Raw genomic sequence first — 19,409 nt, 5'->3', positions numbered from 1 at the left:
CGTCCGGGTACTTACGAGGGGCGGGCACAGAGAACCTCCTGGTCAGGGCCTATAAGACCACGATCGAAAGTCTCCGAGCTACCGGGGGAACCTCAAGTCGCGTGACGCCGGTCAGTCGGCCTGAAGGAGCAGTCCGAGGACGCTTCCGTAGATGATGTGGACGACGGCCGCGACCGCGGGAGTTTGGATCCCGTAGTTGAGGGCGAACAGGCCAGGCGGCTCCAACACGGCTGTGCTGGCCGGGCCCGCCCGTTGCGAGGCCATGCGCGGGTGGAAACCCGGAAGCAGCGGCAGGAGAATCGTCAGCGCGATCCCGACGTGGAGGCTCCCGATCAGCGCCCCGATCCACCAGGTGGCGCGGTGGAGCAGGGCAAACATGGCCGCGTAGCCGAGGGCGAAGCCCTGACCGGCGCAGAGGTGGATGAAGAACCCGACGACCCGGGCGCGGTCGGGATCCTCGGTGACGATGGTCCCGAGTACCAGGGGAATGTCGAGGCGAGTAAGGCCGGCCAGTTGTGCAGTGATCAGCGCCGCGGTGAGCGCCACGGTAGCGACCAACCCGAACAACGCCCATCCGGCCCAGTCCATCTCAGCAGCGGTCGACGCCGCGACTGTTCACAGGTGGCACGACGAGTGCTCCGGCCGGCTCAGCCACGCCTCTCGTCCTCCCCGGCAAGCCTGTGCCACGGGCTTGGGCGACGGCACGCCCGGTGGTGGCCAACCGCTGGACTGTGCTCAACCCGGCTGGTTGCGGAGTTTCGTGTCTGCTTGCCATCAGCCCGGTCCACCCCTCGTTCGATCGGAGATTCAGGCGTGCTTGTGGGACAGCGAACTCGGCGCCTTCACGTCGGCGCCGTCGTCCACGCCGACCCCGGGCCGCTCGACCAGGCTCGCCGCCAAGCCATCCGGTAACACCGGCCAGGGCCGCACCGGCGAAACCGAACACCAGGGCGAGGACCCCGCTGTCAGCCCACCGATGATCCCCGCCGCGATCATGTAACCCGCCGCCAGGGCGAACCCCGGGCGGTCGGCGGCCAGATACACGATGTCGAAGATCACCGCGGTGGCAAGCAGCCCCGAGGGGAACACGATCAACATTGGGTGGATCGCGTGCCCCACGACCGCACTCCGTCTCCTGCTCTGCGGGCATCACTGACCCCGACCACCGGCGGTTCTTCGCGGGCAGCCGACCGCTGCCCGCGAAGAACCTCCTCAAGCCTTCGTCACCCCGACCACCCGGTTGCCGGCATGCTGGTCCACCGGCGAGCCGGACCCGCTGATACCGGCGCGCTGGAGCGACTTGAGCGGCTCCCGGTCCTACTCCACGTCGACGTCAACGTCGACGTTGCCGATGCAGACGACGACGTTGTTGGGCTGAGTCCTGTTGTCGTTCGTCGTTTCGACCGCTGCGGACTGCTCGACGCTGACGTCGCTGTCCCGGATGGTGTTGTCCTTGATGATTTGGGCGACGATCACTTCGTTGCTCTGCTCGGTGTTCGCGCAGACAACCTCGGTGCGGTCCCAGGCCCCGGGCTCCGGGTGTCCGTAGGGCGCGGCGAGCGCGGCGGCGGGCGTACCGAGCAGCAGGGCGGCGCTGCCCAGCGCTACCCCGCCGGCGAGCCGGGTCAGAAACCTCTTGGACATGTCCCTCACTCCCTTCTGGTCGGCTCAGGAAGACGAGCCACGACGAACATAAGAAGGATTCATGTCCGGTCGGAGTGCTTTCCAGGTTTTTGAGGCGAACATGCCTTCAGCTGCTATAAGTAGTTGTTTCACATTCTGGGGTGGTTGGCCCGGTTCAGGTGGGCGCTCACCAGGTCGCCCGGTTCTGAGCGATGGCGACGATCCCTCTTCGGTGGGGTTGATGCCGTCGGGAGCCTTGGCGGCCGTCATGGCCTGCTCGCGTTTGCTCAGCGCGCTGTCGACCGGGGTCGGCGATCCAGCCGGTGGCAGCGAGGACAACGGCCGCCTCGGTCCCGATCGCCAGTGGGGTCGGGAAGTTGGGCGTCCGGCCGTACGCGGCCACAGCGGCGATCGCGGCTGCGACGACGGGCGGCGGCAGCAGTGTCCCTGTGCTTGCTGTCCCGTCTGCTGCTGGAGCCTCCGGGCTCGCCCCCGCTCCGGGTGGCTGCGACACGGCGAGGGTGTGCCCGCCTCCCCGGTCATGGTTCGATACAGCTGGGGGGTAGGGGTAACGTCCCGTGCTGCCCGTCGGACTCCCGAACCATCGTTGTAGCAGGGGAGGAGTGGGTCATGGCCCGACGGTTGCCATATACCCCTAGGGGGTATATGGTTCCGGTTGGAGGTGGACGGCATGAGGCACGAACACGTGACTGACACCGATGCCATGGTCGCTGGTGGGCATCACGGGCATCAGGTTCCGGTGGGCGAGCAGCCTCGCGGTGGATCCGATGGCGGGCATGGAAGCGGTGCTGGGGCAGCCGGCCCCCAGCCCGTGGGTGGTCACCACGGTGGTCACCATGACCGCGCAGGGCATGGTTTTGCCGGTGGGCACGGCGGTCATGGCGCGCATGCGGGGCACGGCGGTCATGGCATGCATGCGGGGCACGGGGGTCATGACAAGCATGCGGGGCATGATCCGGAGCAGTTCCGGCGTAAGTTCTGGTTGAGCCTCGTCCTCACGGTGCCGATCGTGGTGACCAGTCACATGGTGATGGGTTGGTTCGGCTACGCCCTGGACTTTCCGGGTATGGGCTGGGTGGGTCCGGTTCTGGGGTCGGTGGTGTTCTTCTATGGGGGTTGGCCGTTCCTGGTCGGTGGTGTCCGTGAGGTGCGTGATCGTGCTCCGGGGATGATGCTGCTGATTTCGATGGCGATCGCGGTGGCGTATGTCGCGTCGATGGCGACCAGTTTCGGTGTGTTCGATCTGGACTTCTGGTGGGAGCTGGCGGCGCTGGTGACGATCATGTTGCTGGGGCACTGGCAGGAGATGAAGGCGATCGGTCAGGCGCAGGGTGCTCTTGCCGCGTTGGCGGCGTTGCTGCCCGATGACGCCGAGCGGGTCGATGGCGATGGTGCTGTGCATCGGGTGTCGGTGTCGCAGTTGCGGGTGGGTGACGTCGTGCTGGTCCGTTCTGGTGGCCGGGTGCCGGCTGACGGTCGGATCGTCGACGGCGCTGCTGAGTTGGACGAGTCGATGATCACGGGGGAGTCCCGGCCGGTGCCGCGTGGCGTGGGCGACCGGGTGGTGGCGGGCACGGTGGCCACCGATTCCGCGTTGCGGGTGCGGGTCGACGCGGTCGGTGAGGACACCGCGCTGGCCGGCATCGGTCGGCTCGTCGCGCAGGCGCAGGCGTCCAGCGGTCGGGCGCAGGTCCTCGCCGACCGGTTCGCGGCGATGCTGTTCTACGTCGCGGCCGCCGCCGCGGTGGTCACCTTTGCCGCCTGGTGGGCGTTGGGTGATGTCGACGAGTCTGTGGTGCGGACGGTGACGGTGCTGGTGATCGCCTGCCCGCATGCCCTCGGGCTGGCCATTCCGCTGGTGATCGCGTTGTCCACCGCGGTGTCGGCCAAGGCGGGCATCCTGGTCAAGGACCGCCTCGCCCTGGAGCGGATGCGCACCGTCGACGCGGTGCTGTTCGACAAGACCGGCACCTTGACCAAGGGCGCCCACACCGTCACCGCCACGGCCGCCGCGAGCGGCACCACGGAGGACGAGGTGTTGCGGATCGCCGGCGCGGTCGAGGCCGACAGCGAACACCCCCTGGCCAAGGCTCTGGTCACGGTCGCGCGGGACCGGGGGCTGCGGGCGACCGCCCGGGATTTCCGGTCCCTGACCGGTCGTGGGGTTCAGGCGGTTGTCGACGGCACCACCTGGGCGGTGGGTGGCCCCGCTCTGCTGCGGGAACTCGGCGTGCAGGTTCCTGAGGAGTTGGAAAGTGTTGCGCGGGGGTGGTCGGCTCGTGGTGCGGCGGTGCTGCATCTGGTCCGTCTGTCGGAGGCCGGCCGACCGGTCGCGGTGGGTGCGTTCGCTTTGGAGGACGAGGTCCGCCCGGAGGCCCGCCAGGCCATCTCCGACCTGCGCGAACAGGGTGTCAAGAAGATCGTGATGATTACCGGGGATGCCCGGCCGGTTGCCGAGGCGGTCGCTGCTGATCTGGGGTTCCGGCCGGGGGTGGACGAGGTCTTCGCCGAGGTGTTGCCCGCCGACAAGGACCGGGCGGTCGCGGAGTTGCAGGCTCGGGGGCTGACCGTGGCGATGGTCGGCGACGGTGTGAACGACGCGCCCGCCCTGGCCCGCGCCGACGTCGGTTTGGCGATCGGCGCCGGTACCGACGTCGCGATCGAGTCCGCGGGGGTCATCCTGGCCTCGTCGGACCCGCGGGGTGTCACGGGCGTGATCCGGCTGTCCCGCGCCTCGTACCGGAAGATGATCCAGAACCTGGTCTGGGCCGCCGGCTACAACGTGGTGGCGATCCCACTCGCCGCTGGCGTCCTGGCCTGGACGGGGTTCACCCTCAGCCCGGCCGTCGGCGCGGTGCTGATGTCCGCCTCCACCATCGTGGTGGCACTCAACGCCCAACTACTACGACGGGTCAAGCTCACCCCCGCACAGCACTAACACACGTATGAACGGCGGCCCGGTCGAGACCATCCGACCGGGCCGCCCCGCGCCTGGACAGGCACAGGCGACTCGGGTACGTCCGCTCAGGCCGTCATCGGCTGCCACGTCACGCCCGAGTCGGCGCTGCGCAACACCCGGCCGTCCTCGGTGGCCAGGTAGATGAGGTTCTCGTGCACGGTGAGCGCGACCGGGGCGCCCGCTGTGCGGCCGGCGGTGGGCGACCAGGTCGCCGCACCGTCGACGGATCGCACCAGTGCGCCATCCGCCGTGACCGCCACCAGTTCCCGCGCAGACCAGTGCAGTAGCACCGCTGGCGGGCCGCCGGCCGGTGCCCAGGTGCGGCCACCGTCAGTGGAGCGGCGCGTGCCCTGTTCCGTGGTTGCCAGGAGGGTGTCCGGGCGGTGCGGGTCGACGGCCAGGTCGTAGGCCTCGATCGTGGAACGGGACTGCCACGTGACCCGGTCAGTGCTGGCCATCAGGGCGCCGCTGGTCGAATCGAGGCCGTACACGACGCCGCCGGAAGAGCGCAGCAGGTGGAAGTCGGCCTGCCCGGCCAGGGACAGGGTCCGCCAGGAAAGGCCGGCATCGATGCTGTGGATCAGCCCAGCCGCAACCGGATTCGCTGTTGCACATGGACATCTCCTCTGGTGGGTGTGGGTAGGCAAGGCAGATCAGGACCGGACGGGGCGGTCAGGGGCATCGACGCCTCCGCATGCATCTGCGCCAGTTCTCGTCCGACCCTCTGGTCATCCGGAGCCCTCCCTCAGCCCGGCGGAGCTGCGGTGCGGCCCCGTCCTCTGCCTGAGCGTCGGTGTCCCGTCACGATCCGCCTTTCTTGATAAGCGGAAGCTGCCCCAGGGGGTAAACATTTCCCACTTACCCGTACCCCCTAGGGGCGAAGGAGCGGTTGTGATGTCACCCAGGACCAAGCGGTGGTGGGCGCTCGGCCTCATCGCGCTCACGTCGACCACCAACAGTGTGTGAAGGAGAGCATCATGGACATCGCCAGCGTGACCGTCCTCGGCAGCCGTCGACAAGGAGGCAACAGCGCAACGCTGCTCGACAGCACCCGCGCCAAGCTGCCTCACGACGTCAGTCAACCCACCCTCACCCTTCCGGCAACAACGAAGGCCAGAAGGGCGAGGGAATCGGAACCGCCACTCGCGTGATCCGCCACCTGATGACGTCTTCGGGGCGGTCGGCCGTAACGGCCGCCCGCCCCGAAGCTCGGCGGTCGCCGCCAGCACCCAGCAGCTCGTCGACTTCACCGAAGACGTCGCGGAGCACTACCTGAGCCGTTCCTTAGCTGGCCGCCGACGCGCGCCCGATCGCGTCCGCGATGTCCGGCGCAGCCGGATCGGAGAGCACGACCTCGTCGAACTGACCACCGGCGGCCGCACGGTCCAGGACGATGTGCAGCCCCAGCTCGCCCCGGCGTGCCGCTACGAGCTGACGGGGACCACCGAGCAACCCCCAAACGCCGATCTTGACGATGCCGGACACGACCATTCCGCGCCGGGCGCCCCGCGCCAGGCGCAGCGGGTCGGCCACAACGGCCACACTCCGCACCGCGGTGACGGGGACAGCCAGCCGCTCACGCCCGATCCAGAGCCGCTCCCACCCGGTGAACCGAATGTCGACCAGTTCGACGGCAACCGTGACTGAGGCCATCAGCCGTTCCCTTCCCTCGGGTCGGAGCCTTCGTCTCGCTCCGGCGTCTGTTGTGGGCTGTCGGTGGCTGCCGGCTGATCGGCCGGCAGCAGGATGGTGGCCAGCAGTCGGGGCGTCCTGCCCTCGCCGGGCTCGTTGCCCAGCAGCGGGCCGATGACCTGGCTGAGGTCGGCGGCGAACTTTGCCAGCTCCGCGTCGGTCAGGTGGAGCACGAGCTGCTGGTACCCGACCCCGTCGGCGGCGAAGTCGATCCGCTCACGGGCGAGGTAGCGGGAGAACTCCGACAGCAGGCTCGACACGAAGGCGGTGAAGTAACGGGCGTGATCCTCGGGCGTCGCGGTGGCCAGGGCTGCGGCGTCCAGCGTCGCACCGTGGGTAGGCAGGGCGTAGACCCGCTCGACGGCACCGCGGATCTTGCGCTCCTCCACCACCTCGATCAGGCCGGCCTTGACCAGCGTGGCCAGGTGCCGGTACAGCGTGGCCTGCGGGATGTCCGGCAGCAGCGCCGCCAGGTCGTGCGTGGTCAGTCGCGCACCCGCCACCGCCCGCAGGATCCGGATGCGCACCGGGTGCAGTGCCAACTCCGCCCAACGCTCCCTCGACAACTCCACGGACCAACGGTATCACTATCGAGAATGAGAATGGACGGCGTGTGGTCTCTGGTCGGGTGATCTCGCGTCCGGCGACGGCCTCCGACTCCCCGGGGCGGAGAGGTGTGCCCGGCGCCCGCGTGGGTACGCGTCCGGCCGACCCGGAGGAGACCGCGGTGACGGACGAGGCGCCCGACTACTTCCAGCCCGAGCGCGGGCTGGTGCTCACCCACCTGTTGATCGTGCGGGACGTGGACCGTTCGCGGGAGTTCTACCGCAACGTGCTGGGAGCGACGGTGGTGCGCGAGCGGCAACCGGCCATTCTCCGACTGCACAACGGCTACATCGTGATCAACGACGAGGGCGGTCCGACCGACGACAAGCCGACCGTCCGGGCGCAGGCACCGGCGGACCCGAACGTGCTCAGCGGCGCGCTCAACATCCGGGTGACCGACGTACGTGCCGTCTACGAGCTGTGGCGTTCCCGCGGCGGACAGTTCCTGACCGAACCGAAGGATCACGGGGTGGAGATCCGCTGCTACCTGCGTGATCCGGACGGCTACCTCATCGAACTCGGTCAGGGCACCGGAATCCTCGCTGAGATGGGACGACCGGCCCCCACCCAGCGGTGACCCGCACACGTCGACTTCCAAGCGGACGGCCTGGGTCGAAACGCCGCTCGGTCGAGACAGCCTCGCGGACCTGGACGTGGCGGTGTGCCGCCGGGCGCGGGGGATGGTTATCCCGTCGTCAGGCCGACGATGAACGGGAGCGTGGCGATCGAGAGTAGCGTCTGCGCGCCGGTGATGGACGCGATGAGGTGCGTGTCGCCGCCCATCCGCCTGGCGAGGACGTAGGCGGATGGTGCGGTCGGGACAGCGCAGATGATCGCGATGCTGGTGAGCGTCGCGCCGCTGACGCCGAGTGCTGTGGCGATGGCGACCGCCGCGAGGGGCAGGGCGACGAGCTTGAGTGCGGATGTCGAGAGGACGTCGACGACATCACGCCGCCGCAGGCGGAAGGTGATTGCCGCACCTGCCGCCAGCGTTCCGCACACCAGCGCCGGCGCGGCGAGCATGTCGAGGGTGGTGGCCAGGAACGCGGGCAGATTGATGTGGAGCAGGCTCAGGGCGAGGCCGGCCACGCAGCCCTGGATGAGGGGGTTGCCGAGGAGTTCGCGCCAGAGCGTGGGCGGGTCGCGGTCGTCCCGGTCGCCGTGTCTCGACAGAACGCTCACCGATATGACGTTGACGAGCGGGACCATGACGGCGGCGGCCAGGGCGAAGGTCGCGACGCCTTCCGGGCCGAAGGCGGCGGACGCGAACACGAGCCCGATGTAGGTGTTGATGCGGATGCTGCCCTGGACCAGCGAGGTCAGTTGCGGGCCGTTCGCGCGGAGCGGGCGACGCAGCGCGATGACGAGCACGGAGACGACGACGACCGGTACGGCCAGGCTGGGCAGCAATGCCGCTGGCGAGGCCGCGGTCAGGTCGGCCGCGGCGATCGAGGTGACGAAGAGCGCGGGCGTGAAGACGCGATAGCTCATCCACTCGATGCCGCGCCAGAATCCCGGGTCGGTCACCAGCCGCCGGCGCAGCACCGTGCCGAGTCCGAGCAGCAGCACGATCGGAACGACCGCCATGACGACGAGATGCATGTCAACGACTGTGTTGCAATGGGTCAGTGCAGTTCAACCATGACAACATGACCGGGGTCCGTCTCGCCGCCGATCTCGCCAACCTCGTGGTCGAGGGCCGGCCCGGCGTGGGCGGGATCGGGGCGGGTGAGATCGAGGCGGTCCTGCGTACGCACGAGATCCGCCGACCGGCGCTCACGGCCCGGCAGGCAGAGATCCTGCGGGTGTGGGGTGTGCGGCTGCGAGCCGTGTTCGAGGCGCCCGGGACCGACGAGCGCTGCGCGGCGATCAACGCGCTGCTGGTCGAGGGGACTGCCGGGGCGTTTCTGACCACCCACGACGGGCTGCGTCCCCACCTGCACTTCACGCCCGAGGACGATGATGTCGTCGGCCGGGTCCGAGCGGTCACGGCCGGCGGTCTGGCGATCTTCGCGGTCGAGGCGGAAGGGCGGCGTCTGGGCGTCTGCGCCCGGTCGACATGCGTGACGGTGTTCGTCGACACCAGCCGCAACGGGCGTCGCGAATACTGTTCGACCCGGTGCGGCAACCACGACGCTGTGCATCGCCACCGGACCCAGCACCGAGCAGGCAGGTGATCGACGATCAGACCACGCACCGGGCGGCGGGACCCCCGCGTCGGCCGGAACCCGCACTCGCATCGAGAAAAGCGCAGCTCTCTATTGCATCCGCCGTCCGCGCAGGTCAAGATCCTCGGAAGCAAGAGTGGTCCGCTCCCCGAGCGTCACCAGCGCTCTTCTGCGCCCCGCTCGGTGGTCGGTGGATCCACGAGAGGAGTTACGCGTGCACGTAAATACGAAGTCGACGATCCTTCGATCCCGCGGGGCCCTGGCCGCCGCCGTGACGGCCGCGCTGGCCGGTTCCCTCCTCACCGCTCCGGCCGTCTCCGCCGCCGCTCCCGAGGGACCGGGGCAGGGCAGCTGCAAGATCGCCGAGGACCCGTCCTGGTCGGGCTGGAGCAACCACGAGCAGGTCGGCGACCAGCTGGCGCAGATCGAGCGCACCAGCGGCGGCCGGGTGGACGTCGAGGTGGTCGGGCACTCGCCGGAGGGTCGGGAGCTGTACACGGCCCGGGTCGGCACCGGCGACAAGGTGCTGCTGGTCACCAGCGCGATCCACGGCAACGAGCGGACCGGCACCGAGGCGCTGCTCGGGATCCTCAAGCGCCTGGGCAGCGCCGGTGACGCGCAGACCCGACAGATCCTCACCGAGGTCACCTTCGTCGCCATGCCGATGGTCAACCCCGACGGCGGCGAGCTCAACCGGCGCATGAACGTACGGTCCTGGGACGACACGGTCGCGGAGTTCCCGCAGCTGGCCGGCGCCCCGCGCGCCTGGTACCACCGGCTCAACGGGGACGGCATCAACCTGCCCGGCTACGACCTGAACCGCGACTTCAACCCCGACCTCGACTACGTGCCGCGCGCCGCCGACCTTCCGGGCCGCGACACCGACGCCGGGTTCTTCCTCTCCCCCGAGTCGCGGGCCATCCGCGACGTCTACGTGGGTCTGCGGGCGGAGAAGGGCGCCGTCGACGCGTACATCGACCTGCACCACATGGGGCCGTGCGACCGGATCACCGGCGGTGAGCAGGACGGCAACCTCATCTCCGTCTCGCTCGACTACCCGCCGCTCGGCGTGCAGGACGGCGCCGCGTACAAGGCGACGTGGCCGGCGCTGGACCAGGACAAGTCCCGCCGCTACGCCCTCACCGTGGCCAACGGCATGACCGCGAAGTACGGCGACCAGTCAAAGCTCGCCGCCATCGGCCGGTACTACCACCCGGACAACCGGGAGTACGCGGGCCAGGGCCGCTCGGCGCTCGCCCTGAACGGCACCGGCACGGTGCTGTTCGAGGTGCGCGGCCAGCAGGACGACCTGGGCCAGAAGCAGCACGGCATGCTCGTGCAGAGCGTGCAGACCGGCGTGGAGTCGCTGCTCAACGGCCTGGCCGACGGCACCGTCGACCGGGTCGACGGTGACGACTTCTTCGACCTGCCCGACTACGGCTGGGACACCACCAACGACTGACGATCATTGACGGCTGGCGGCCCCGGGGCAGGAGTTCCGGGGCCGCCGGCGTCGGCGGGATGGTGCCCCGTTCCAGGCCGAGCTGCTCGTCTGGCCGTTGACGGGGAGGTGTTGCTAGACCGCGCGGGCCACGCAGATCCTGGCGTCGAGGCGGGGCCCGGCCTCGTAGAGCATGTAACTCACGCCGCCGTCGGTGCCGAACGTCGGTGCCGCGACGCGGCCGTTGTCCGACGCGATCGGCCGGTGGAACACTCCGAGGTGGACCTCGCGGTCGAAGTTGTTGCCGATCTCGGTCAGATACATGTTGCCGCTGTTGCCGTGATACGCGAGATAGGCGGTGCCGTTGCGCTTCAACAGGTGCGGCGCGGAGATGTCGGTGAGTCCGTCGCCCGATGGTGACACCAGCGGGTCCGGGTCGAACTGCCAGCCGCTCCAGCCGTTCGGTGACCAGCCCCAGAAGATCTTCCGGGCGCCCGGCCCGATCGTGTGGAGGCCCATGAACACCATCACGTAGCGGTTGCCCTTGCCGGCCACGGAGTGCTCGAAGACCCGTGCGTACGAGGTCTCGGTGGTGTTGGGCACCAGTCTCGTCGACAGGATCGGGGTCTCGTCGGTGAAGTGGATGCCGTCGGTCGAGCGGGCGACCCGGGTCGTGTAGTTCTCGCCGTGGAAATACAGGTAGAACTGCCGGGTCGGCGCGTCCCATACCACGTGCGGGGACGACACGTGGCTCACCGTGGTGGTCGGCAGATGCCGGTCGATGATGGGATTGTTGGCGTATTCGGTGTAGGGGCCCTCGAGCCGGTCGGCGTAGGCGAGGCAGATTCCGCCGGGTGCGTCGTGCGGGGCGTAGTAGAGGTAGTAGCGACCGAGATAGCCGCTGATCTTGTCGTAGACTCCGCGCACGCACGGGAAGATGAACTCGCCGGTCGGGTTGTAGCGCAACGGGCTGGCGAACGCGTCGTGCACGTACCGATAGTTGGGAAAGCCGGCCGGTGCGGCGAGCGCGGGCGTGGGCGTCGCGGCGAGGCCGGCGCCGGTGGTTGCGACACCAACGGCCGCCGCACCACGCAGCAGCGTGCGTCGGGAGAATGAGCCTTCAGGGGTACGCGTCATCGCGTTCCCTCCGTCCACGAGGCGGGCCGATGGGGGCAGGGGGAGCGGGCCGGCCGTGACGAGTCAGCGGGTGTCATTCACCTTCGCCGAGCGTCCGTACGGTGTGGACGATCATCGCGGACGGGTTCGTTGGTTGACGAGTCTGCGCGCGCCGTCTCGGCGGCGTCAAGATGCTAATGCGATTAGCAAGGCGGGTTCGGCGGGCTTCGGCCGGTGCTGCCGCCAGCATCGTCGGCCTGTCGGCTGAACCCGGTTCGCTCGCCGTGAACCGGGACCCGCGTCCCTACGCGCAGGGCGCGTAGCTCGATGACGACACGGGCATGTGCAAGGTCGCGCCCGCTCGCCGCCGACGACGCGGAACAGGCACGCGCCGCCGTCCGACGCGAGTCCCGGCTGGTGCCGGACTGACCGGGCTGGTTGCCGCCGGTCGTCCCGTCCGGGCCGTCCGGTAAGGCACGTACGGTCACGTCGTCACGGATCATCCATGAGCGGTTACGAGCGTGATGTAGCCGGTGGAGTATACGGTTGTCGCCGCGTTCGGTCCGAGCGTGACGCGTCCCGCCGGCACCTTTTTGGCGAACACGGCCGCCCAGGGTGCCCGAGACCTTCAGCTTGAACATCTGGACCGCCACCGGGTTGCTGATGAGCCACGCCACCATCGACGCCGTACCGGAACTGATACCCGCCGGTACCGCGCGGGGCGGCCGGCCGCGGCCGGGACCGTGGACCCGGTTCATGATGCGGTTCGGCAAGGCGCTGCTGCGACTGCTGGTGGTCCTGATCGGCGTCTTCTGGCTGCTGCCGACCTTCGGCCTGGCCGTGGCGAGCCTGCGTAGCAGCGCCGACAACAGCGCCACCGGCTGGTGGACGGTCTTCACCGCACCGGCCCAACTGACCCTCGACAACTACGCCCAGGTGTTGCAGAACGAGCGGATCGTCGAATCGCTGTGGAACACGGTACTGATCACCGTGCCGTCGACCCTGCTCGTGGTGCTGCTCGGCGCACTCGGCGCGTACGCCCTGGCCTGGATGGACTTCCCCGGCCGGGACTGGCTGTTCGCGCTGGTCGTCGCGTTGATCGTCGTGCCGATCCAGGTGGCGATCGTGCCGGACGCACGGATCTTCCGGGCCCTCGGCATCTACGGCGAGATCCCAGCGGTGGTTGCCTTCCACGTGGCCTTCGGGTTGCCGTTCGCGATCTTCCTGTTGCGGAACTTCTTCCTGAACATCCCGCGCGACCTGCTCGAGGCGGCCCGCATCGACGGCGCCCGGGAAATGCTCATCTTCGCCCGCGTGGTGCTGCCGATCGGCTGGCCGGCCATCGCCTCGCTGGCTATCTTCCAGTTCCTGTGGGTCTGGAACGACCTGCTGGTCGCGCTCGTCTTCGCCACCTCCGACAATGCCCCGATCACCTACGCCCTGCGGGAGCAGATGCGATCGTTCTCGTCCAACCTCGACACGATCGGTCCCGGCGCGTTCCTGTCCATGCTCGTGCCGCTCGCGGTCTTCTTCGCCTTCCAGCGCTACTTCGTGCAGGGCGTCCTCGCCGGGTCAGGCAAGTAGCGAAGGTGAATCACGGGGTGCGCGCCGGGCACGACGCAGGGGCGCGCACCCCAGCACTCGGGACCCGGAACCGGAACCGGGGTGGGGCCGACTCCGCTGACCCCACCCCGGGCATCGCCGTTCGGCGAATTCGTCGGCTGCCCGAAGTACGTCGGTCGCCCGAGGCGATCGGCCAGCCCCGCATCTCGTGCGTGTGACCTCGGTGGTGGTGCGCCTTGTGCCGGATCTGCCTCGCGGGCATGGCCGCCACCTACCGGAAAGGAGCCGGTGATGAGCCCGTCGGAACTGCTCAGTACCAGGGCGGAGGCACTTTTCGCCTCCACGCTCCAACCGTCGACGGATCCGACGCCCGAGCGAATCCGGCTGGCGGTGCTGAACAGCGTCAGCCGGCACCGGGCGGCCGGTTGCGCGGCACTCGTCGCGCAGGAGTACGGCGACCATCCGGCCGAGGCGGTCAGTCGCATGCGCTGGGCCGTGGCCGCCGTCCGGGCGGCGTACCAACTGGTCGGGCCGTCGGCCTGACTGCCGGCGTCCGCGAGTACGGACCGAGGTTCCGGCTGGTCGGTGGGGGTAGTGGCGGCCGGCCAGCCAGATGGTGAGGCCCTTCATGGTGGTTGATCAGTCCATGGTCGGCCGGTCGGCCTGCTGCCTTCCGGCCGAGGACGTCTCTCCGGCGGCAGGCTCCGCGCTGTCGGCGATCTCTCGATGCCGTCAACGACGGCGCCCGCGGACCAGCACCCCTCGGCGCCAGTTGTCCATACCCGTGCTGGATGTCCCGCTGTGCTATGCCGGGCTGGAGTTGCAGACGTCCACCGGCCTGGTCCGACTGCACGCTGAGTCGAGCGCGGTCATGCTCAGTGGCCAGCAGGCCGCCGTGCTGGCCGTCCTGCTCACCGCGCGGGGGGCGCCCCTCAGCCGGGAGGCGGTCTGGGCCGCCATGCCGCGCGGGTACCGGCCGCCGTCAGCTGCCCAGATCGGCGTGGTGATCGCCAACATCCGTAGGAGGATCGGTGCCGCACGCATTCTCACCGGGGCGGACGGCTGGTGGGTGCGGGACCCGATCGCGCCGGAACCGGTCGACGGCACCGACGTGCTGTCGTTCGGCAGCCTGCGACTCGATGTCGAGCATCGGTACGTCCTCGACGGGCCGGCTCGGTTCATCCGGCTCGGCCCGCGGGAGTTCGCCGTGCTGCGGGTGCTCGTCGAGGCGCGGGGAGTGCCGCGCAGCAGGAGTGGGATCTGGTCGTCGTTGCCGCCGCACGACCGGCCCGCCACGGCCGCCGCGGTGGGCGTGCACATCCACCACCTCCGGGAACGCCTCGGGCCTGACCGGATCATCACAGGCGGGGGCGGCTGGCGGCTGGCCGGCCCGGCGGATCGACGGCAGGGCTGAGTCGACGATCGGCGCGGGCCGATCTGCCTCCACCGTGGAGAAGTCCACGGTGCTGCGGCGCCGGTCGAGTTGTCAGGGGTGTGGCCATCTCCGCCGCGCCGATCCGGCCCTCGCCCAGTAGGGGGTGAGCGGAGGATACCGATGCGAGCCCATTGTGGATAGTGTCCTCGGCCGTACTGTCCGCTCACCTGAAGGGTTCTGCTATGGCCTTTGGTCATCGATGGCTGGTGCGAACTGCCGCCGCCGCGCTGCTCGTCCTTGCCGGGACGGCTACCCCCGTCGGGTCCGCCTCGGCGGCGGACACGGGTGCGAAGTTCACGTTCGATCTGGCCGGTACGGCGATTCCGCTGGGGGTCGAAAGGAAGAGGGTCCACCTGAGACTCACCAATCTGACCGACAAGACCCCGAGTGAGGTCATTTTCTACGTCCGCTCCCTCGAGCTGGACTTGTCCAAAGCATCACTCATATGGCCGGAGGGCGGTGGCTCCGGTGAGTGTGACGGCGACACCTCGGGTTGGTACTGCCGTATCGAATCGAGCCTGTTTCCGGAGCTGCTGCCGGCACCCGGCGGGACGGTGGATCTGCCCATCGATATTCGTATCTACGAGAAACAGAAGCCCTACGAAGGCAGGTTCCACGTCGAGGCCGGCATGGCCTGGGGTGAGGAAAGGACGCCACTTGCCGGCAAATGGGTCACGCTCAAGTTGGTCGACGATCCCGAAGCCGACCTGTCGGTGGTGGCGCCGGACGTGAAGCAGTCGGTGCGGGTCGGTGCGGGCGGCCGGCTCGCATCCACCGGGCCGTTGAACCCGGGCGAGACGGGCGCGGTGCGGTACCGGGTCGTCAACCAGGGGCGGAAGGCAGTCAGCGGCGTCAAGGCCACGCTGCACCTGCCCAAGGGTGTGACGTTCACCCGACCGCCGAAGGAGTGTGCGGTCGGCGACGACGGGCGGTCAGCGGTTTGCACCTACGACACGCTCGCGCTCGTACCGGCCAGCCAGGACACCGACCCGAATGACAGCATCTACTCCGCTGTCGAGTTGCACAATCTGGCGACGGTGTCGGCCTCCATCAAGGCACCCGTCACCTTGGCGGGCGGGACCGTGCAGGTCGAGGGCCTGACCGAGGGAACGGGCACCCGCTCCGGCCCGGAGCACGCAGAACTTCCGGCGAACGCCGTCGCCGTACGGGCAGTCGACGTGGACGACAGCGACAACGAGGACGGGTTCGCCGTCGTGGTCGCCGCGAGCGGCAGTGGCGGGGGCGGCGACGATGACGGCGGCAGCGGTGGCGGCGGGGGTGACTTGCCGATCACCGGGCCGCAGTCCGGGCTGATCGCCGGAGCCGGTCTCGCCATGGTGGCGGGTGGCGGCATCATGTTGCTCCTCGCCCGGCGCCGCCGCGCGGACCCGATGATCAGCGGGGACGAGACGCCCGCCGTCTGACGTGTCTTCCACCGGCCCGCGAGGGCCGTTCCCATCGAAGGGCGGGATGGTTTCCCATCCCGCCCTTCGCTTTCCAACAGGCACCGTCGCGCCAGCGCATCTGAGGCACCGCTACCACTCCGCCGTCTCCGTTGGTGCTTGCCGGGATCCCACCGGTGACCAGACGCGCTCAAGCGGTGGCCTCGCGGATCATCGGCCCAAGCCCAGGCGTTCTCCCGCGAGGCGGTTGCCGTACCGGTGCCACTCCGGAAGTTGTTAAGCTGGTGCTGCGCGGCGGAGACCGCGATGAGAGTGCGAGGGAGCGGACTGTGGTGACGGGGGACGACGACATCTCGGGGTGAGCGGCCCCGGCCGCCTGCCGGCCTGCGCCGGTGCGGCGTGTCTCGTCGTAAACCTGTCTGCCCGACCGGGGTGTCTGTCGCGTCCCCGGCTCTCTTTCGAGGGTGTCTCCCGATGTCTGACGTCTGCATTGTTTGTACGAACCTGTCCTTTTCCTGGCCGGACGACACTCCGGTCTTCCAGGACCTGTCCTTTACCGTGCCGCCCGGCCGTACGGGCCTGGTCGCGCCGAACGGCGCCGGCAAGACGACCCTGCTCCGTCTGATCGCGGGCGACCTCACCCCGACCGGTGGCGGCGTGACGGTCGACGGTGTGCTCGGCTACCTGCCGCAGGACCTGCCCCTGGCCGGTGACCTGACCGTCGCCGAGGTGCTCGGGGTCGACGCGACCCTCGCGGCCCTGCGCGCCATCGAGGCGGGTGACGCGGCGGAGGAGCACTTCACGGCCGTCGGGGACGACTGGGACGTGGAGGAGCGCAGCCGCACCGAACTCGACCGGCTGGGCCTCGGTGACGTGGGGTTGGACCGACGCCTGCGCACGCTCAGCGGCGGGCAGGTGGTGTCGCTCGGCCTGGCGGCGCAACTGCTCAGGCGCCCGGACGTGCTGCTGCTGGACGAGCCGACCAACAACCTCGACATCGACGCGCGGCACCGGCTGTACGAGGTGCTGGAGGGCTGGTCCGGGTGCCTGCTGGTGGTCAGCCACGACCGGGTCCTGTTGGACCGGATGGACCGCATAGCCGAGCTCGACCGTGGTGAGGTGCGCCTGTTCGGCGGGAACTTCACCGCGTACGAGGAGGCGTCGCGCGTGGCACGCGAGGCGGCGGAGCGGACCGTCCGCAGCGCCGAGCAGGACGTGAAGCGGGAGAAGCGGGAAATGCAGCAGGCCCGGGAGCGGGCCGACCGCCGGGCCAGCAACGCCGCCCGCAACCTCGGCAACGCCGGCCTGGCCCGCATCGTCGCCGGTGGGCTCAAGCGCAGCGCCCAGGAGTCGGCCGGCCGGGCACAGCAGGCACACGCCAACCGGGTCAGCGAGGCCCAGAGCCGGCTCGACGAGGCCAGCCGGACGTTGCGCGACGACCAGGCCCTGACCCTGGACCTGCCCGACACCACCGTTCCCGCCGGCCGCACCGTGTTCGCCGGCGAGCGTATGCAGGTCTACCACGGCGACCGGGCCGTCTTCGCCGGCGACGGCGCCGACCTGACCATCCGGGGACCGGAGCGGATCGCGCTGACCGGCCCCAACGGCGCCGGGAAGTCCACCCTGCTGCGTCTGTTGCAGGGTGACCTCCAGCCGGACGCCGGGCAGGTGCACCGCGCCGCCGGCCGCGTCGCGTACCTGTCGCAACGCCTGGACCTGCTGGATCTCGACCGGACGGTCGCGGAGAACTTCGCCGCGTACGCCCCCGACCGGCCGCAGGCCGAACGGATGAACCTGCTCGCCCGGTTCCTGTTCCGCGGCGCCCGAGCCCACCTCCCCGCCGGGGTGCTCTCCGGCGGCGAACGGCTGCGGGCCACCCTCGCCTGCGTCCTCTACGCCCAGCCGGCACCCCACCTGCTGCTGCTCGACGAACCCACCAACAACCTCGACCTGGTCAGCGTGGGCCAACTGGGAAGCGCCCTGACCGCCTACCGGGGTGCGTTCGTGGTGGTCAGCCACGACGAACGGTTCCTCACCGACATCGGTGTGCAGCGGTGGCTCCGCCTCGACGGCGGTCACCTGCGCGAGATTCCCGCACCCGACCGCGCCTGACCGCCGACTCCGCCCTGCTCCGGGCCACGGGCCGTGCCGGCCCGTGGCCCGGGGCACCCCGAAGGTGACCCTCCATGCCCGAAGCACTGCTCGCTCACGACCTCGTCCATACCCTCGGCAGCCGTCGCGTGCTGGACGGGGTCTCCCTCACCGCGGCCCCCGGCCGCCGGATCGGCCTGATCGGCGAGAACGGCACCGGCAAATCCACCCTGCTCCGCCTGCTCGCCGGTGCGGCCGAACCGGACGCCGGCAGCGTCGTTCGCCCACCGGACCTCGGCTACCTGCCGCAGGAAGCCCCCTACGACCCGGCCGCGACCGTGGCGGACGTGCGCGACGACGCCCTGCGCGAGGCCCGTGCCGTCCTCGCCGACCTCGATCGGCTCGCCGACCGGCTCGCCGGCACCGCCGACGACACACCCGACCACGAACGGCTGCTCGCCGATTACGGCGATCTGCTCGACCGCGCCCAGGACATCGACGCCTGGGGCGCCGAGCGACGCGCCGGCATGGTCCTCGCGGCACTCGGTCTCGGCGATGTGGCACCGGAGCGGGCGCTCGCCGCGCTCTCCGGCGGCCAGCGCGGCCGGCTCGCGCTCGCCGCCCTGCTCATCCGCCTGCCCTCGGCGCTGCTGCTCGACGAACCCACCAACCACCTCGACGACGCCGCGGCGGCCTTTCTCGAGCAGCAGTTGCGCGACCTGCCCGGGGCCGTCGTCGTAGCCAGCCACGACCGGGCCTTCCTCGACGCGGTCTGCACCGACCTGATCGACCTCGACCCCGCTGTCGCCGGCCCGGTCCGCTTCGGCGGCACCTACCGGGACTATCTGGCTCACCAGCGCAACGAGCGGGAGCGGTGGCAGCGACGCCACGCCGAACAGCAGGAGGAACTGGCCGAGCTACGCCGGCAGCTCGCGGTGACCGCGCACGAGGTAGCGCCGGGCCGGGACCGGCGCGACAACGAGAAGATGGGATACGGCCACACCGCCGGCAGGGTGCAGAACCAGATCGCCCGACGGGTACGGGCCGCCGGCCGTCGGCTCGACGAGCTCGAACGTGCCGCCGTCGCGGCACCACCCGAACCGCTGCGGTTCCGCGCCACCGCGCTCGCCACCGCCACCGCCGACGGGACCCTCGTCAGCCTGCGTCACGTGCGGATACCCGGCCGACTCACCCTGGACCGTCTCGACCTCGCCGCCACCGACCGGCTGCTGGTCACCGGCGCCAACGGTGCGGGCAAGTCCACGCTCCTCGCCGTCCTCGCCGGCCGGCT

At 69.9% G+C, this 19,409-nt stretch carries 19 protein-coding genes; 11 read left to right on the top strand and 8 right to left on the bottom strand.

What is annotated here, in order from left to right; all coding sequences use genetic code 11:
• Positions 1–111: 111 nt before the first annotated feature.
• The 3 genes from ABZ793_RS32930 to ABZ793_RS32920 all read right to left on the bottom strand — a co-directional run bounded on the left by ABZ793_RS32930 (position 112) and on the right by ABZ793_RS32920 (position 1,644).
• Positions 112–546 carry a hypothetical protein gene (locus ABZ793_RS32930; protein WP_357464582.1) on the bottom strand — a complete coding sequence of 145 codons (435 nt, stop codon included), beginning with the start codon at positions 544–546 and terminating at the stop codon, positions 112–114.
• A 261-nt stretch (positions 547–807) separates the two neighbouring features.
• Positions 808–1,119, bottom strand: coding sequence for a DUF2231 domain-containing protein (locus tag ABZ793_RS32925; RefSeq protein WP_357464580.1), 312 nt, complete (start codon positions 1,117–1,119; stop codon positions 808–810).
• A gap of 198 nt (positions 1,120–1,317) precedes the next feature.
• Positions 1,318–1,644 (bottom strand): hypothetical protein, encoded by a 327-nt coding sequence (locus ABZ793_RS32920; RefSeq protein ID WP_357464578.1) that lies wholly within the window; start codon positions 1,642–1,644, stop codon positions 1,318–1,320.
• Between the two features lie 910 nt (positions 1,645–2,554).
• On the opposite strand from ABZ793_RS32920, the gene ABZ793_RS32915 reads away from it, so the two are divergent.
• Positions 2,555–4,582: a heavy metal translocating P-type ATPase gene (locus ABZ793_RS32915; protein ID WP_357464584.1), complete on the top strand. Its 2,028-nt coding sequence runs from the start codon at positions 2,555–2,557 to the stop codon at positions 4,580–4,582.
• An 86-nt stretch (positions 4,583–4,668) separates the two neighbouring features.
• Here ABZ793_RS32915 and ABZ793_RS32910 read toward each other — a convergent pair whose 3' ends face one another.
• Positions 4,669–5,061: a hypothetical protein gene (locus ABZ793_RS32910; protein ID WP_357464576.1), complete on the bottom strand. Its 393-nt coding sequence runs from the start codon at positions 5,059–5,061 to the stop codon at positions 4,669–4,671.
• A gap of 519 nt (positions 5,062–5,580) precedes the next feature.
• On the opposite strand from ABZ793_RS32910, the gene ABZ793_RS32905 reads away from it, so the two are divergent.
• Positions 5,581–5,754: a hypothetical protein gene (locus tag ABZ793_RS32905; RefSeq protein WP_357464574.1), complete on the top strand. Its 174-nt coding sequence runs from the start codon at positions 5,581–5,583 to the stop codon at positions 5,752–5,754.
• A gap of 133 nt (positions 5,755–5,887) precedes the next feature.
• Here the strand turns inward: ABZ793_RS32905 and ABZ793_RS32900 are convergent, their stop codons facing one another.
• Together ABZ793_RS32900 and ABZ793_RS32895 are read right to left on the bottom strand one after the other, a co-directional pair.
• Complete coding sequence (locus ABZ793_RS32900; protein WP_357464572.1) at positions 5,888–6,256, bottom strand: hypothetical protein; 369 nt, start codon at positions 6,254–6,256, stop codon at positions 5,888–5,890.
• Positions 6,256–6,867, bottom strand: a complete 612-nt coding sequence (locus tag ABZ793_RS32895) for a helix-turn-helix domain-containing protein (RefSeq protein WP_357464570.1) — start codon at positions 6,865–6,867, stop codon at positions 6,256–6,258. The genes ABZ793_RS32900 and ABZ793_RS32895 overlap by 1 nt, the downstream gene beginning before the upstream one ends.
• A 155-nt stretch (positions 6,868–7,022) precedes the next feature.
• On the opposite strand from ABZ793_RS32895, the gene ABZ793_RS32890 reads away from it, so the two are divergent.
• On the top strand, positions 7,023–7,478 hold the full coding sequence (locus ABZ793_RS32890; protein ID WP_357464568.1) for a VOC family protein: 456 nt from the start codon (positions 7,023–7,025) through the stop codon (positions 7,476–7,478).
• A 107-nt stretch (positions 7,479–7,585) separates the two neighbouring features.
• On the opposite strand, the gene ABZ793_RS32885 is transcribed toward ABZ793_RS32890, so the two are convergent.
• Entirely contained in the window at positions 7,586–8,503 is a 918-nt protein-coding gene (locus ABZ793_RS32885) for an AEC family transporter (protein ID WP_357464566.1), read from the bottom strand.
• A 47-nt stretch (positions 8,504–8,550) separates the two neighbouring features.
• Here ABZ793_RS32885 and ABZ793_RS32880 point away from each other — a divergent pair, with 47 nt between their 5' ends.
• Positions 8,551–9,078: a CGNR zinc finger domain-containing protein gene (locus ABZ793_RS32880; RefSeq protein WP_357464564.1), complete on the top strand. Its 528-nt coding sequence runs from the start codon at positions 8,551–8,553 to the stop codon at positions 9,076–9,078.
• Positions 9,079–9,283: 205 nt separating this feature from the next.
• Entirely contained in the window at positions 9,284–10,531 is a 1,248-nt protein-coding gene (locus tag ABZ793_RS32875; RefSeq protein WP_357464562.1) for a M14 family zinc carboxypeptidase, read from the top strand.
• 114 nt (positions 10,532–10,645) lie between these two features.
• On the opposite strand, the gene ABZ793_RS32870 is transcribed toward ABZ793_RS32875, so the two are convergent.
• Entirely contained in the window at positions 10,646–11,647 is a 1,002-nt protein-coding gene (locus ABZ793_RS32870; RefSeq protein ID WP_357464560.1) for a hypothetical protein, read from the bottom strand.
• A gap of 612 nt (positions 11,648–12,259) precedes the next feature.
• Between ABZ793_RS32870 and ABZ793_RS32865 the strand changes: the two genes are divergently transcribed.
• The 6 genes from ABZ793_RS32865 to ABZ793_RS32840 all read left to right on the top strand — a co-directional run.
• The gene (locus ABZ793_RS32865; RefSeq protein ID WP_357464558.1) at positions 12,260–13,210 is read left to right on the top strand and encodes a carbohydrate ABC transporter permease; all 951 of its coding nucleotides are present in this window, start codon (positions 12,260–12,262) and stop codon (positions 13,208–13,210) included.
• A gap of 270 nt (positions 13,211–13,480) precedes the next feature.
• Entirely contained in the window at positions 13,481–13,732 is a 252-nt protein-coding gene (locus tag ABZ793_RS32860; RefSeq protein WP_357464556.1) for a hypothetical protein, read from the top strand.
• 241 nt (positions 13,733–13,973) lie between these two features.
• On the top strand, positions 13,974–14,603 hold the full coding sequence (locus ABZ793_RS32855) for a winged helix-turn-helix domain-containing protein (RefSeq protein ID WP_357464554.1): 630 nt from the start codon (positions 13,974–13,976) through the stop codon (positions 14,601–14,603).
• Between the two features lie 203 nt (positions 14,604–14,806).
• On the top strand, positions 14,807–16,048 hold the full coding sequence (locus ABZ793_RS32850; protein WP_357464552.1) for a hypothetical protein: 1,242 nt from the start codon (positions 14,807–14,809) through the stop codon (positions 16,046–16,048).
• 453 nt (positions 16,049–16,501) lie between these two features.
• Complete coding sequence (gene abc-f / locus ABZ793_RS32845; protein ID WP_357464550.1) at positions 16,502–18,139, top strand: ribosomal protection-like ABC-F family protein; 1,638 nt, start codon at positions 16,502–16,504, stop codon at positions 18,137–18,139.
• Between the two features lie 74 nt (positions 18,140–18,213).
• On the top strand, positions 18,214–19,409 hold a 1,196-nt coding region (locus ABZ793_RS32840), incomplete at its 3' end, for an ATP-binding cassette domain-containing protein (RefSeq protein WP_357464548.1).

The sequence above is a fragment of the Micromonospora sp. NPDC047465 genome (assembly GCF_040643125.1).
Classification (GTDB): domain Bacteria; phylum Actinomycetota; class Actinomycetes; order Mycobacteriales; family Micromonosporaceae; genus Micromonospora.
The sequence above is the reverse complement of the archived record's forward strand: the minus strand, read 5'-3'. Positions and strand labels throughout refer to the sequence as shown.

Bases quoted from the DNA above. Each gene is read 5' to 3' on its own strand.
- ABZ793_RS32915 (WP_357464584.1), top strand. From the start codon at position 2,555: ATGCATGCGGGGCACGGGGGTCATGACAAGCATGCGGGGCATGATCCG.
- ABZ793_RS32910 (WP_357464576.1), bottom strand. From the start codon at position 5,061: ATGGCCAGCACTGACCGGGTCACGTGGCAGTCCCGTTCCACGATCGAG.
- ABZ793_RS32905 (WP_357464574.1), top strand. From the start codon at position 5,581: ATGGACATCGCCAGCGTGACCGTCCTCGGCAGCCGTCGACAAGGAGGC.
- ABZ793_RS32885 (WP_357464566.1), bottom strand. From the start codon at position 8,503: ATGCATCTCGTCGTCATGGCGGTCGTTCCGATCGTGCTGCTGCTCGGA.
- ABZ793_RS32900 (WP_357464572.1), bottom strand. From the start codon at position 6,256: ATGGCCTCAGTCACGGTTGCCGTCGAACTGGTCGACATTCGGTTCACC.
- ABZ793_RS32850 (WP_357464552.1), top strand. From the start codon at position 14,807: ATGGCCTTTGGTCATCGATGGCTGGTGCGAACTGCCGCCGCCGCGCTG.
- ABZ793_RS32920 (WP_357464578.1), bottom strand. From the start codon at position 1,644: ATGTCCAAGAGGTTTCTGACCCGGCTCGCCGGCGGGGTAGCGCTGGGC.
- ABZ793_RS32880 (WP_357464564.1), top strand. From the start codon at position 8,551: ATGACCGGGGTCCGTCTCGCCGCCGATCTCGCCAACCTCGTGGTCGAG.
- ABZ793_RS32860 (WP_357464556.1), top strand. From the start codon at position 13,481: ATGAGCCCGTCGGAACTGCTCAGTACCAGGGCGGAGGCACTTTTCGCC.
- ABZ793_RS32870 (WP_357464560.1), bottom strand. From the start codon at position 11,647: ATGACGCGTACCCCTGAAGGCTCATTCTCCCGACGCACGCTGCTGCGT.
- abc-f (WP_357464550.1), top strand. From the start codon at position 16,502: ATGTCTGACGTCTGCATTGTTTGTACGAACCTGTCCTTTTCCTGGCCG.